General features: G+C 61.6%; 15 protein-coding genes. 8 read left to right on the top strand and 7 right to left on the bottom strand.

The window, feature by feature from the left end; genetic code table 11:
• Positions 1-153 precede the first annotated feature (153 nt).
• On the bottom strand, positions 154-1,128 hold the full coding sequence (locus OHD58_RS00670) for a LysR family transcriptional regulator (RefSeq protein WP_263801109.1): 975 nt from the start codon (positions 1,126-1,128) through the stop codon (positions 154-156).
• Positions 1,129-1,374: 246 nt separating this feature from the next.
• On the opposite strand from OHD58_RS00670, the gene chvE reads away from it, so the two are divergent.
• From chvE to OHD58_RS00645, 5 genes are all read left to right on the top strand, one after another.
• A complete protein-coding gene (gene chvE / locus OHD58_RS00665; protein WP_263801108.1) occupies positions 1,375-2,445 on the top strand; it encodes a multiple monosaccharide ABC transporter substrate-binding protein in 1,071 nt (356 codons plus the stop codon).
• Positions 2,446-2,571: 126 nt separating this feature from the next.
• Positions 2,572-4,107 (top strand): multiple monosaccharide ABC transporter ATP-binding protein, encoded by a 1,536-nt coding sequence (mmsA, locus tag OHD58_RS00660; RefSeq protein WP_263801107.1) that lies wholly within the window; start codon positions 2,572-2,574, stop codon positions 4,105-4,107.
• Complete coding sequence (gene mmsB / locus OHD58_RS00655) at positions 4,104-5,360, top strand: multiple monosaccharide ABC transporter permease (protein WP_263801106.1); 1,257 nt, start codon at positions 4,104-4,106, stop codon at positions 5,358-5,360. The genes mmsA and mmsB overlap by 4 nt, the downstream gene beginning before the upstream one ends.
• 206 nt (positions 5,361-5,566) lie before the next feature.
• The gene (araD1, locus tag OHD58_RS00650; RefSeq protein WP_263801105.1) at positions 5,567-6,553 is read left to right on the top strand and encodes an AraD1 family protein; all 987 of its coding nucleotides are present in this window, start codon (positions 5,567-5,569) and stop codon (positions 6,551-6,553) included.
• 10 nt (positions 6,554-6,563) lie between these two features.
• Complete coding sequence (locus tag OHD58_RS00645) at positions 6,564-7,334, top strand: SDR family NAD(P)-dependent oxidoreductase (protein ID WP_263801103.1); 771 nt, start codon at positions 6,564-6,566, stop codon at positions 7,332-7,334.
• Positions 7,335-7,420: 86 nt separating this feature from the next.
• On the opposite strand, the gene OHD58_RS00640 is transcribed toward OHD58_RS00645, so the two are convergent.
• Both OHD58_RS00640 and rpsU read right to left on the bottom strand, forming a co-directional pair.
• Positions 7,421-7,597 carry a hypothetical protein gene (locus OHD58_RS00640; protein WP_263801102.1) on the bottom strand — a complete coding sequence of 59 codons (177 nt, stop codon included), beginning with the start codon at positions 7,595-7,597 and terminating at the stop codon, positions 7,421-7,423.
• 142 nt (positions 7,598-7,739) lie between these two features.
• Complete coding sequence (gene rpsU, locus OHD58_RS00635; RefSeq protein WP_263801101.1) at positions 7,740-7,997, bottom strand: 30S ribosomal protein S21; 258 nt, start codon at positions 7,995-7,997, stop codon at positions 7,740-7,742.
• A 207-nt stretch (positions 7,998-8,204) separates the two neighbouring features.
• Between rpsU and OHD58_RS00630 the strand changes: the two genes are divergently transcribed.
• Positions 8,205-8,441: a hypothetical protein gene (locus OHD58_RS00630; RefSeq protein ID WP_263801100.1), complete on the top strand. Its 237-nt coding sequence runs from the start codon at positions 8,205-8,207 to the stop codon at positions 8,439-8,441.
• 29 nt (positions 8,442-8,470) lie between these two features.
• Here the strand turns inward: OHD58_RS00630 and OHD58_RS00625 are convergent, their stop codons facing one another.
• Positions 8,471-8,695, bottom strand: a complete 225-nt coding sequence (locus OHD58_RS00625; RefSeq protein WP_263801099.1) for a hypothetical protein — start codon at positions 8,693-8,695, stop codon at positions 8,471-8,473.
• A gap of 221 nt (positions 8,696-8,916) precedes the next feature.
• On the opposite strand from OHD58_RS00625, the gene OHD58_RS00620 reads away from it, so the two are divergent.
• Together OHD58_RS00620 and OHD58_RS00615 are read left to right on the top strand one after the other, a co-directional pair.
• Complete coding sequence (locus OHD58_RS00620; RefSeq protein WP_263801097.1) at positions 8,917-9,351, top strand: YciI family protein; 435 nt, start codon at positions 8,917-8,919, stop codon at positions 9,349-9,351.
• A gap of 121 nt (positions 9,352-9,472) precedes the next feature.
• A complete protein-coding gene (locus OHD58_RS00615; RefSeq protein ID WP_263801096.1) occupies positions 9,473-10,747 on the top strand; it encodes an RNA polymerase sigma factor in 1,275 nt (424 codons plus the stop codon).
• A gap of 45 nt (positions 10,748-10,792) precedes the next feature.
• Here OHD58_RS00615 and OHD58_RS00610 read toward each other — a convergent pair whose 3' ends face one another.
• The 3 genes from OHD58_RS00610 to OHD58_RS00600 all read right to left on the bottom strand — a co-directional run bounded on the left by OHD58_RS00610 (position 10,793) and on the right by OHD58_RS00600 (position 13,622).
• Positions 10,793-11,599, bottom strand: coding sequence for an ion transporter (locus OHD58_RS00610; protein WP_263801095.1), 807 nt, complete (start codon positions 11,597-11,599; stop codon positions 10,793-10,795).
• Positions 11,600-11,696: 97 nt separating this feature from the next.
• Entirely contained in the window at positions 11,697-12,863 is a 1,167-nt protein-coding gene (locus OHD58_RS00605; protein WP_263801092.1) for a diphosphate--fructose-6-phosphate 1-phosphotransferase, read from the bottom strand.
• A 78-nt stretch (positions 12,864-12,941) separates the two neighbouring features.
• The gene (locus OHD58_RS00600; RefSeq protein WP_412177144.1) at positions 12,942-13,622 is read right to left on the bottom strand and encodes a L,D-transpeptidase; all 681 of its coding nucleotides are present in this window, start codon (positions 13,620-13,622) and stop codon (positions 12,942-12,944) included.
• Positions 13,623-13,707: the final 85 nt, after the last annotated feature.

The following is a 13,707-nucleotide window of genomic DNA, read 5'->3' as shown; positions in this document are numbered from 1 at the left end:
ATGACTATCCCATTTGGAAACCGTTTCGTCAAGCCGAAGTCGATCCTGCCAGTCGGGACGCTGGAAGCCTTGGAAATAGCTGCGAAAATTCGTGAAAAAGCCGGTCGGTTTTTGATGAAACGCCCGAAAAACGGGCGATCTGGAGATTTGCAATCAGATTTCGCGAAGAATCTGCTCGTAAAGCATGCTCGCGGTCGGCGAGAGCGTGCGGTCCTTCACCTTGACCAGGCTGTAAGGCTGCACGTTGATGTCGAAAGCGATGGGCAGGATGTCGATGGCGCCGGCGAGACCGGAGCGGCTGTTGACGAAGCGGGCGACGTCGACGGCGATCGGCGCGATGGCGTCGGATTGCGCGATCATGACAAGCGTCAGCAGCAGCGAGCTGGTGTTGAGGATGCGGTCGGGCAGGGGGGCGCCCTGGCTGACGAAAATGCCCTCGACGGTCTGGCGCAGCAGCGATCCCCCCGGCTGGAACACCCAGTCAAATTGGCTGAGTTCGTCGAGTCCGATCGTCCTGCCGGTCGACAGGGGATGACCGCGCCGCGCGATCAGGCAGGCCTTCTCGACGCCGATGATCCGGCTTTCGAAGAGCCGTGGATTGAGGTCGTCGGGGATGCGCGCGATGATGAAATCATGCCGCGATGCCAGCAACTCGCGCGCCAGAACCGCGCTTGTCTCCACCTGTACGCTGATCTCGATGCGCGGATGTTCCTGCCTGACTTTTCTTATGGCGGGGACCGCGAGTTCGATCGCCGGCGCGGTCACAGCGCCGAGGAAAACCGAGCCGCCCTTGCCGAGTTTCAGGTCGGCAATCTCACGATCGACCTCTCGCATTTCAAGCAGGATGCTCTTCGCCCGTCGCGCCAGCGCGGCGCCGTAAGGGGTCAGGCGGACGCCTCGCGGCAAGCGCTCGCAGATCTGCACGCCAAGGATCGCCTCGATCTCGGCGATCATGCGCGACGCCGCCGGCTGTGAAATATTCATCACCTGCGCCGCCGCGCTGATCTGGCCGTGCTCTTCGAGGGCAACCGTCAGGCGCATGTGCCTGAGTTTCAAACCGCTGCGCAGCAGCCCTTCGTCGTCTTCATAGCTTGACCCTTGCGGCGTTGGCTTCTGATCGATGGGCATCTTGTCCTCAACTCCCTTGGTCGCATCAATCTATATCATTTTCGGTATGGCAAATAGCTGATTTTGCATTTGACAGTTATATCGATATCCGAAATTTTCAGCCGTCGCGTTTCAACATTGCGGGAAGAACGCAGGCGCGCGACCATCGGGAGGTAGCATCACAGAATTCACCCTGCGCCCACGCGGCCAGGATGAAGCGCGGCGGCGGCCAATGCCGACTGCGGTTTTTCACAAGGGAGAGAAAGAGTGAAAATCATCAAGACGTTAGTCGGCGCGCTCGCGCTCGGCCTCGCGGCTATGACGTTCGGCGCCTCGGCGCAGGACAAAGGGATCGTCGGCATCGCGATGCCGACGAAGTCGTCGCTCCGTTGGATCAGCGACGGCAACGAACTCAAGGCCGCCCTCGAAGCCAAGGGCTACACCGTCGATCTGCAATATGCGGAAGACGACATCCCGAACCAGCTCACCCAGATCGAGGGCATGGTGACCAAGGGCGCCAAGGCGCTGGTCATCGCGTCGATCGACGGCACGACGCTGTCGCAGGTGTTGCAGCAGGCGAAGGACAGCGGCGCGATCACCGTCGCCTATGACCGCCTGATCCGCGAAAGCCCGAATGTCGACTATTACACCACCTTCGACAACTTCAAGGTCGGCGTCCTGCAGGCTGAATCGCTGGTGAAGGGCCTCAACGAGCGTTTCGCCGACCAGAAGCCGTGGAACGTCGAGCTGTTCGGCGGCTCGCCTGACGACAACAACGCCTTCTTTTTCTACGATGGTGCCATGAGCGTGCTGCAGCCGATGGTCGACAAGGGCGAGATCGTCGTCAAGTCGGGCCAGCTGGGCATGGAGAAGGTCGGTACGCTGCGCTGGGACGCAGCGGTGGCGCAGGCCCGCATGGACAACATCCTGTCGGCGAACTATTCGGACGGAAGCCGTGTCCATGGCGTGCTCGCACCCTATGACGGCCTCTCGCGCGGCATCATCTCGTCGCTGCGGGGCGTCGGTTACGGAACCGCCGACCAGCCGTGGCCGATCATCACCGGCCAGGACGCCGAGACGCCTTCGGTCAAGGCGATCATCGCCGACGAGCAGTACTCGACCGTGTTCAAGGACACCCGCGAACTGGCGAAGGTCACTGCCAATCTGGTCGACACCGCCCTGTCCGGCGGCAAGCCGGAAATCAATGACGAGAAGACCTACAACAACGGCGTGAAGGTGGTTCCGTCCTACCTGCTCGTGCCGGTATCGGTCGACAAGTCGAACTACGAGCAGATCGTGGTCGGTTCCGGCTACATCAAGGCCGAAGACCTGAAGTAAGGTCTTCCCTTCTCCCCGTTTACGGGAAGAAGGTGGCCCGATAGGGTCGGATGAGGGGCAGGTTGAACTCTGCCGGTGCAGGTGTGCCGCCCCTCATTTGCCTCCTAGCCGCCCGGGAGAAATATGATGAGCGATACGATCCTGGAGATGCGCGACATCACCAAGACGTTCCCCGGCGTGAAAGCCTTGTCGAACGTCAACCTGAATGTCGAGCGCGGTGAAATCCATGCCATCGTCGGCGAGAACGGCGCCGGCAAATCCACGCTGATGAAGGTGCTTTCGGGCGTCTATCCCTTCGGCAGCTACAGTGGCGACATCCAGTTTGAAGGCAAGGAATGCCGTTTCAACGGCATTCACGACAGCGAGAAGCTGGGCATCGTCATCATTCACCAGGAACTGGCGCTGGTGCCGATGCTGTCGATCGCCGAAAACATGTTTCTCGGCAACGAGCAGGCACGCCTGGGTATCATAGACTGGGACGTGGCGCGCCGGCGTGCAAAGGAACTTTTGAGGAAGGTCGGTCTGCGCGAGGACCCCGACACGCTGATCACCAACATCGGCACAGGCAAGCAGCAGCTTGTCGAGATCGCCAAGGCGCTGGCGAAAGACGTGAAGCTACTCATTCTCGATGAGCCGACGGCAAGCCTGTCCGAGAAGGACAGCCAGGCGCTGCTCGACCTGCTGCTCGAATTCAAGAAGCAGGGCATGACGGCGATCCTTATCTCGCACAAGCTGAACGAGGTGAAGAAGGTTGCGGATCGCGTTACCGTCATCCGCGACGGCCAGACCATCGAAACAATGGACCGGGAAGATGTGACCGAGGACCGCATCATCACCTCGATGGTCGGCCGCACGATGGAAGACCGCTACCCGTCGCGCGAGCCCAAGATCGGTGAAACGATTTTCGAAGTGAAGGACTGGTCGGTCTATCATCCACTGCATCCCGACCGGCAGATCATCAAGGGCATAAACCTGCACCTGAAAAAGGGCGAGGTCGTCGGCATCGCCGGGCTTATGGGCGCTGGCCGCACCGAATTCGCGATGAGCGTGTTCGGCCGCGCCTACGGCGCCAACGTCACCGGCGAGGTGTACGTGCACGGCAAGCGTGCCGATACCGCGACGGTCGGGAAGGCGGTGGCTGCGGGGCTCGCCTATGCGACGGAAGACCGGAAGACTTACGGCCTCAACCTGATCGACCACATCAAGCATAATGTGACGATCGCGAACCTTCCCGGTGTTTCGAGATCGGGCGTCATCGACGATATGGGCGAACTCAAGGTCGCGAACGAATATCGCAAGAAGACCAACATCCGTTCGTCAAGCGTCTATCAGATCACCGGCAACCTTTCGGGCGGCAACCAGCAGAAAGTCGTGCTGTCGAAGTGGCTGTTTGCCAATCCCGACGTGCTGATCCTCGACGAGCCGACGCGCGGCATCGACGTCGGCGCGAAATATGAGATCTACGCCATCATCAACAAGCTTGCCGGAGAAGGCAAAGGCATCCTGGTCATCTCGTCCGAAATGCCGGAACTGCTCGGCATATGCGACCGCATCTACGTGTTGAACGAAGGGCGCATCGTGGGCGAACTCGCCGGCCACGAGGCAAGCCAGGAAAAGATCATGCGGGCGATCGTCCGCGGAGAAGAGAAAGCAGCGTCATGAGCACAGAAACCTCCGCATCGCCCGTCAGCGCCGCGAAGGCGACCGTACAGGACGCCGTCAGGGAAAACCTGCGCGAATACGGTCTGGTGATCGCCCTGATCGCGATCATGGTGTTCTTCTGGTACATGACAAACGGGGTGCTCTTCTATCCCGTCAACCTGACCAACGTCGTCCTGCAGAATTCCTACATCGTCGTGATGGCGCTGGGCATGCTGCTGGTCATCGTGGCCGGACATATCGATCTTTCGGTAGGCGCGGTCGCCGGGTTCATCGGGGCGGTGGCGGCGATCCTGATGGTCGACTACGACATGAATCCGCTGCTGGCCGGCTTCCTGTGTATTGCGCTCGGCGCCGTCATCGGCGGCGTGCAGGGCTATTTCATAGCCTATATGAAGATCCCTTCCTTCATCGTTACGCTGGCGGGCATGCTGGTGTTCAAGGGCCTGCTGCTCAACGTGCTGAGCGGCCGCTCAGTCGGCCCGTTTCCGCCGCTGTTCCAGCTGCTCAGCGCGGGCTTCATCCCGGATGTGATCGGGCCGCTCACCCTCGTCGCGCCGACCCTCAACGCTTCCGGAGGCCCCACTCCGGGAACAGGCATCGTGCTGCATTCGACGACCCTTGTTATCGGCATCCTGATCGTCGTGGCCATGCTCTACCTGGCGGTCAAGAGTAGACGCAGCCGCGAAAGCCATGGCTACGAGGCAGAACCTTTCGTGTTCTTCGTGATGAAAAACCTAGTGATCTCGGCCATCATCCTGTTCCTGATGTATAAGTTCGCCTCCTTCAGGGGGCTGCCGAACGTGCTGGTCGTGATGGGCGTGCTGATCGCGCTGTTCGTCTTCATCACCAAGCGCATGACCTTTGGCCGGCGCATCTACGCCATCGGCGGCAACGTCAAGGCAGCGGCGCTATCGGGCATCAATACCGAGCGGCTGACCTTCCACATCTTCGTCATCATGGGCATGCTCGCGGCTCTCGCCGGCCTGATCTATTCCGCCCGCCTCAACATGGCGACGCCGAAGGCCGGCGCCGGACTGGAGCTCGACGTGATCGCGGCCGTCTTCGTTGGCGGCGCTTCCGCGCTGGGTGGCGTCGGCCAGGTGACCGGTGCGGTCATCGGCGCCTTCATCATGGGCGTCATGAACAACGGCATGGGCATCATGGGTATCAACATCGACTGGCAGCAGGTCATCAAGGGCCTGGTGTTGCTCGGCGCGGTTGCCTTCGATCTCTACAACAAGAAGAAAGCCTGAACCGACGGGAGGGAACGGCAAGCAGCATTTGACGGAAGCGGAATGAATCCAAAGGTTCGGGCGGAATTGAAGCCCGTGAACCGACGCGGACGCAACCGGAAAAGCACATGACGAAAGACGACCGTGCCGAGGCGAGGCAATCGGCGCGCAAGTAGGTTTTTGTCTGCAGATGCCACGCCGCATCGGCAGACCTCAAGGAGGATAAAATGCTGATTTCCCAGATTTCCGGCACCGACGGAACGAGCTTCGTCGCCGTGCGCAATGGCGACGCGGCTCGCTTGGTCAATGGTGCCAAATCCGTCTACGCACTGGCACTGGAAGCGGTGCGCGCCGGCAAGCAGCTTCACGCGGTCATCACCGAGCGCGGGCTCGGCGAGACGGTCGATCTGGAGATCGCTTACAACGAAGGCCGCGTGCTGTCGCCGATCCGCCATCCCGACCCGGCGCATCTCCATTTGACCGGCACCGGCCTTACGCATCTCGGCTCGGCGGCTACCCGCGACGCCATGCACAAGAAGGCGGATATCGAGGAAAAGCTGACCGATTCCATGAAGATGTTCCGCATGGGCCTGGAGGGTGGCAAGCCAGCGAATGGCGGCCCCGGTGTGCAACCGGAGTGGTTCTACAAGGGCAACGGCACCATGGTGGTGGAGCCCGGCAAGCCGCTGCTCTCACCGGCTTTCGCGCTCGATGCCGGCGAGGAGCCTGAAATTGCCGGTATCTATATCATCGGCGACGACGGTGCGCCGTTCCGCATCGGCTTCGCCTTGTCCAACGAATTTTCCGACCACGTCACCGAGCGCATCAATTATCTCTACCTTGCGCATTCCAAGCTCAGGAACGCCTCGATCGGACCGGAAATCCTCGTCGGCGAATTGCCGGAAGATGTGCGTGGCATGTCGCGCATTCTGCGCGGCGGCGGGACGTTGTGGGAAAAGCCGTTCCTTTCGGGGGAGGCGAACATGTCGCACACGATCGCCAATCTGGAGCATCACCACTTCAAGTATGACGTGTTCCGCCAGCCCGGCGATGTGCACATCCACATGTTCGGTACGGCGACGCTGTCCTTCGCCGACGGGGTGAAAGCCCAAGCGGGCGACATCTTCGAGATCGAAGTGCCGGGTTTCGGGCTGCCACTGCGCAACCCACTGAAACTAGACGCCGCCTCGCCGGTCGAAGTGCGGGCGCTGTGAGGCGGTGCCGATGACCGCCGACGCCAGCGCCATCTATCCTAGCCTTCAGGGTCGCCCCGTTCTCGTCTCGGGTGGTGCTACCGGCATCGGCGAAGCACTGGTGCGGGCTTTCGCAGCGCAAGGCGCCAGGGTTGGCTTCGTCGATCTCGCCGGGGACGATGGCAACGCGCTTGCCGCGCAACTGAAGGCATCCGGTGGCCTCGTCCAGTTTCGCCGTTGCGACGTGACCGATATCGATGCCTACCATGCCGCGATAGGCGAGATCGAGGCCATTCATGGCCCGACGCTGGCTCTCGTTAACAATGCCGCCAACGACACGCGCCACGACTGGCGCGAAGTGACACCCGAATATTTCGACGCGCGGGTCGCGGTCAATCTGCGCCACGCCTTTTTCGCCATCCAGGCGGTGGCGCCCGGCATGATCGCCGCCGGGAACGGCTCGATCGTGAATTTCGGCTCGGTCGGCTGGATGACGGCGAGTGGCGGCTATCCCGGCTACGCGGCATCGAAAGCCGCTACACACGGCCTGACACGTTCCTTTGCCCGCGATCTCGGCAAGCATGGAATCAGGGTCAACACGCTGGTGCCGGGATGGGTGATGACCAAACGCCAGCTCGATCTGTGGGTGGATGACTCCGCCAATGAGCTGATCGACAGGAGCCAGTGCCTGGCCGGCCGCGTCATGCCTGACGACATCGCCCGCATGGCGCTATTCCTGGCATCAGACGATTCGCGAATGTGCTCCGCGCAGAATTTTATCGTCGATGGCGGCTGGGTGTGAGTTTCGCGACTACCAGCGGGGCAGCTTGCTCTAAGCGTCGGCGGACTGGTTTGGCCGCCGGCGGCAATCGAGTTCGCTGGCCTCGATCAGAGAAGCCGGTTGTCCTCAGCGGTCTGCCGCTTGCGGCGGCGCTTGCCGTCGCTGTCGGGCTTTGTATGGCGAGCGGCCTCGGTCTCTTCGACGGAAGGCTGGGCGCCGACGATTGGTGCTGATTGAGCCGGCTTCGGAGCGGTCGTTTCCGGCTTCTTCTTGAAAATGATCATCGCCCTGTCCTGTGAGAGAAGCCGCCTTCCGGAGAGGGCCGACGGTCGCAACGAGACGCACAAAATTCCATTCCGCCTCAACATACGCTTCAGCGGTCACGATCCACTTGTCGGCGGGGGCCGCAGGACGGCCCCTTCGAGCTTAGAATTTGGCGGCGGAAGGCCGGGCCGGAAGAATCTTTTTCTTGGGCGCCGGCAACAGGCCTTCGCGCTGCGCCTGCTTGCGAGCCGCCTTGCGTGTGCGGCGGACAGCTTCGGCCTTTTCACGGACGCGTTTTTCGGATGGCTTCTCGTAGGAGCGGCGCGCCTTCATTTCCCGGAAGACGCCTTCGCGCTGCATCTTCTTCTTCAATACCCGCATAGCTTGTTCGACATTGTTGTCGCGTACTAATACCTGCAATTTTTTTCCTGACTTTGCATGCGCCGGATCGCCTGGCGAATTCGGGGCAAGCGGTAAGGGTGCGCCGGGTTGGCGGACCTGAGTAGCGGCAATAGTATCAGGTTTGGCGGCGAATACACCCCGCCTACCAACTTATTTCCCATTTCCAGCTCGCTCTCTGCTATCAATCAGGCCTTCTCTCACGCCATCCGCAAGGAATAACCTCATTTGACCGACAATTCGAAGGAAGCGCGTGCAAGGGCCGACCTGAAATTCAGGAAGGCCGAGCGTGAGGCGACGGCGCGGGATCTCGTTCTGGCCGAGCATGCGGCGGAGGCCGAGAGGCGCAAGGCGAAATCGTCGAAACTGAAGGAGCTTCGCCTTGCCAAGGAGGCCGCGGACCTGGCGGCAAGCGATGGCGCGCCGGTAAAGAAGAAGTCGCCGCGCAAAACGGTGAAGTCGTAGTCGTGCGGCGGATATATTAGCTGGTCGGGCTATTCACTGGCGCCCGCAATCGGCGACGTTTCGGTTTCTTCGAGGTTGTCTTCCGTCGTCACACGCTCATGACGCTCGTCGTCGTTGCGAATTCGGTATTGAGGCGAGTTGTCCCTGGCCGGCAACGTGCCGGTGACGCGGTAGATTTCGGCCGCATGGGGAGACATGCCGAAACTGCCTTTCAGGCGCACGGTCTGGCCAACTGCAAAACGATGGGCTGCCATCTGGATTTTCCTGCGCCTTCGCCGTTCCGCTGCAAAAGTCTTCTCGGGAAATGCGGGCGATAGGTACGTTTATCACGTATTGGCGGCACTATTGGCGGTTCGTCTCATAAAAAACCAAAAAAATGTATCGGGCTTGTCGATTTCACCGGATGCCGACCGACGTGACGGTAGAGCGAGGTTGAAACCCGCTCCGAACCAGAACTCGAAAGGGAGTTACGACAATGCGTTTCATGGTGATCGTGAAGGCGAACAAGGACAGCGAGGCCGGCATTATGCCGACAGAGGAACTGCTGACCGCAATGATGAAATACAACGAGGAATTGGTGAAGGCCGGCATCATGCTGGCGGGCGATGGCCTGCATCCCAGTTCGAAGGGCGCGCGCATTCGTTTTTCCGGAGACAAACGCTCCGTCATCGACGGGCCGTTTGCCGAAACCAAGGAACTGATCGCCGGTTTCTGGATCTGGCAGGTGCGCTCGCTCGACGAAGCCATCGAATGGGTCAAGCGCTGTCCCAATCCGATGGAAGGCGAATCCGAGATCGAAATCCGTCAGATCTTCGACATGGACGATTTCGGCGACGCGGTCACCCCTGAAATCCGCGAGCAGGAAAAGCGGCTGCGTGCCGAGACGGAGAAGCTTTCGGGCAAGTCCTGATACTGAGCACAAAGCTGGACTTCCGGACAGACGGTCCGGGAGTCCCAGTTGTCCCGCGTGACGAGCCCCTGTTTGTCATCAAGTCTTGCGGCAGTAGCCGGCAGATGGTCTGATCGCCTGCGTGACGACCATCGAAACCAATCGTGCCATCGAAGCCGTCTGGAGAATCGAGCGGGCCAAGATCATCGCCGGCCTGGCAAGAATCGTGCGCGACGTCGGGCTTGCCGAGGAGTTCGCACAGGATGCCATGATCGCCGCGCTCAAGCAGTGGCCGGTATCTGGCATTCCCGCCAAGCCCGCGGCGTGGCTGATGGCGACCGGCAAGCGCCGGGCTATCGACCATTTCCGGCGGGCGAAGATGATCGATCGCAAACATGGAGAATTGGGGTACGAGGCGGAAATCGAGCAGGAGTTCGCCACACCCGATATCGACGAAGCACTGGATGACGATATCGGCGACGATCTGCTCGGCCTCATCTTCACCGCCTGTCATCCGGCACTTTCTACCGAAGCGCGGGTGGCGCTGACGCTCAGATTGCTTGGAGGCCTGACAACCGAAGAAATCGCCCGTGCCTTTCTGGTTCCTGAAACGACCATTGCGCAACGCATCGTGCGGGCAAAACGGGCGATAGCCGAAGCACATGTCGCCTTCGAAGTCCCGCGAGGTGTGGACCGCGCCGCGCGGCTGTCATCGGTGCTTGAGGTGCTCTACCTGATATTCAACGAGGGCTATTCGGCAACCGCCGGCGAAGACCTGATCAGGCCGCAGCTTTGCGAAGAGGCGCTGCGGCTCGGCCGTATCCTCGCCGGGCTGATGCCGGAAGAACCGGAAGTGCATGGCCTGATCGCGCTGATGGAAATCCAGGCGTCACGGTTCAAGGCGCGTGTCGGTGTGTCGGGCGAGCCGGTGCTGCTGCTCGACCAGAACCGGGCGCGCTGGGATCAGTTGTTCATCCGTCGCGGGCTTGCATCCGTCGATCGCGCCGAAACGCTCAATCCCGATCGCGGACCGTACGCGCTGCAGGCGGCGATCGCTGCCTGCCATGCACGGGCGCGTACCGCCGGCGACACCGATTGGGGCCGCATCGCCGCGCTCTACCACGCGCTTGCCGAACGGATGCCGTCGCCGGTCGTCGAACTCAATCGGGCGGTCGCTATTTCGATGGCTTACGGCCCGGCCGCGGGGCTCGACCTTGTCGACCAATTGCAGGCGGAACGATCCCTGCAAGGCTATCACCTTCTGCCCAGCGTGCGCGGTGACCTGTTGTCCAAACTCGGCCGCTTCGACGAAGCCCGCGCCGAATTCCTGAAGGCGGCCTCGATGACCCGCAATGAGCGGGAGCGCGATCTTCTGCTCGATCGCGCCGAGGCTTGCCGGACTTCGCTGGCGTCCTGATTCCGATGCGCTGGCTGCCTCCTGCGCCAGGCATGCCAGTTTCGGTCACGCGTCTGTCTTTGCGTCCTTCTCTTCGCGGACCTTGCGCTGCATCTGGATGGCATCGCTGAAGGCGGCCGCCAGAATACCGGTCGGCATTGCGATCAGGCCGATGCCGGTGACGGCTGTCAGACCGGCGACCACCTTGCCGATGGCGGTGATCGGATAGGCATCGCCATAGCCGACCGTGGTGAGCGTGGCGATCGACCACCACATGGCGCGTGGAATGCTGCCGAAGTCCTCCGCCTGGCCCGGCCCCTCGATGATGAAGAGCAAGGTCGAGGACACCAGGAGCAGCATCACCGCGATCGCCAGGCTCATGATCAGTTCATAACGCCGCGACTTTACCGCATAGACGATAGCGCCGATGGCGGTTGAGAAGCGGCCGAGCCGCGCCAGCATCAGCATGCGCGAAAGACGAAAGAGGCGCAGCACTACGCCTTCGCCCCCCAGGAGCGTCATGAAGAGAGACGAGAGCGCCAGCAGGTCGACCAGTGCCGGAAACGAAATCACATAGCGGACAACACCACGCCAGCCCGGGCCATAGCGGGGGTTCTCCGCGGCAATCCACAGACGCGCCAGATATTCGACCAGGAAAACGACGGCAAAGGCCACTTCGCCGATACGGAAAAGGCGTTCGCGGCCATTGAGTATCTCCGGTTCGCTTTGCAGAACCGCCATGGCGACCCCAAGGCAGATCAGCACCGCGATGCTCCTGTTCAGCGGCGAGAGGCCTCTTTTGTGCCAGGCTGTCGGATGAAGCTGCCGGTAGAGCCTATGGCGCCACGTCGTCGTGCGAGAATGCGAGCCCATACCATCCCCCGAGGCGTGTCGCTGTCAGACGCTCAATATCCCTGTTTCCGGCGCCGCGCCATCTCGTGCTCGTGCGCAAAGAACAAGCAGACCGCTGTCAGACAAACGGGCGCCCGATCTCGTATTTGATCGGAATCAGCCGGTTGAGGTAGGCCATGCCCTCTTTCGATAATTGGTTCGTATCGGGCAGCATGAAACCGTCCGGCATGTGGCGCGTCTTGCCGGCGACGCTCGACAGCGGCACAAGCCGCATCACGGTCTTGCCGCCATCGTACTGCAACGCCACCGAGCCGCCGCCACGGTCGGCGGTATCGACGGCGAAGACGCCTGCCTCGAAAGCCTCGCGAGCGTCGGTTTCGTTGATCGCGCCAATGTAGCCGCGCGGCATGTAGCCCAGCGCATCAACCCGGGCACGCTTGCCTGGCAGGCCTTCGGCCAGCGCGCGTTCGAAGGCCATGCTCAAATCGCTGCCGGACAGCTTGATGTTGCCGTGTGCGTCGCGCTCGAGCTTGTCCGCCGGCACCAGGCTTTCGACCAGCGCCCGCCCATCCTCGGTCGACACGCCCTCCGAAACGGCGACGATACAACGCTTGTATTTCGCCATCGTCGCCTTCACGTCGTCGATGAAACGCGGCACCGAAAAGGCGCGTTCCGGCGCATAGAGGAGGTGCGGGCCGTCATCCTCGTCGTCGCGCCACGCGGCCGCCGCCGCGGTCAGGAAGCCGGCGTGACGCCCCATGACGATGCCGACATAGATGCCGGGGAGGGCGCGGAAGTCGAGATCGACGCTGCGAAAGGCGCCGGCGACGAATTCGCCGGCCGAGATGAAGCCCGGCGTGTGATCGTTTTCGACCAGGTCGTTGTCGATGGTCTTCGGCGCGTGCACGAAGGCGATGGAGCCGGCGGCTGCGTCCGACAGGATCTGCTGGGTTCCCGCCGTGTCGTTGCCGCCGATGTAGATGAACGTATCGGCGTCGACCTTCCGCAGGCCCTTCAGCACAAGATCGCAATAGGCGGCATCCGGTTTGTCGCGGGTACTGCCAAGTGCCGCACCAGGTGTCTTGCCGATCGCCCGCATGCGTTCTGGCGGGACGTCCGAAAAGTCGACATAGTCGCCGTCGCGGATGCCGCGCACGCCATGCCGCGAGCCAAGGATTTTCGCATCGGGGTAGCGTCGCTCGATCTCGCTGACCGCGCCTGCCAGGGTCTGGTTGATCACTGCGGTTGGGCCGCCACCCTGTGCGATCACGAAAGTTCGAGGCATGCGGGTTCCTCCGGAAGAGACGCTTGGGTTACATTCGCGCGTCTCATCTGCCGGTGCAACCGGGCGCGTGGAAATGCCTCATGCCACGACGATCGGAACTTTCCCGGGTGCGGCCCTGACCCGGTTGTAGAGATCGATGACGTCCTGATTGATCATGCGCACGCAGCCCGATGAAGCCTGCGTGCCGATGGTCCACCATTCGGGCGAGCCATGCACTCGATAGCCGGTGTCCTGATCGTCTTTGTAAATATAATGCGCACGCGCGCCCAGCGGGTTGTCCAGGCCGCCGGGTTGGCCAGCCGCCCATTTGACCAGCTCCGGCTTGCGCGCGATCATCTCCTTGGGCGGTGTCCAGGTCGGCCATTGCTTGGTGTATTGGATGACCGCTCGGCCGTTCCATTCAAACCCGGCCTTGCCGATGCCGACGCCATAGCGGACGGCGTCGCCGCCTTCCTGTACCCAGTAGAGATACCGCTCGTTGAGCTTCACGACGATCGTGCCCGGCGCCTCGCCGGTCGGGTCGACGACGATCTGGCGGCGGAACTCCGGCTTGATCTTATCGAAGGGGATGGCGGGCACAACGAATCCGTTGTCGTTGAGCGAAGCATACATCGTGCCGTTGTCGGTGATGTTCCGGTCGACGCTGATCTGCGGCCGGATCGTGCCGGTCGTTGTTGTGTCGAGCCCCATGTCCGGCATGTCGAACGTGCTGGTGCAGCCGGCGGCACTGCCGAGGCCGAGGATACCGAGGCCGGTCAATACCGCCCTGCGGGAGACCGGAGCTTGCGCTTCAATGGTTTGTGGGGTGGATGTGAACGCAGAAAACTTACGCGACACGCTGTTG

The sequence above is a fragment of the Mesorhizobium sp. ZC-5 genome (assembly GCF_025753855.1).
In the GTDB taxonomy this organism is placed as follows: Bacteria; Pseudomonadota; Alphaproteobacteria; order Rhizobiales; family Rhizobiaceae; genus Neomesorhizobium.
The sequence above is the reverse complement of the archived record's forward strand: the minus strand, read 5'-3'. Positions and strand labels throughout refer to the sequence as shown.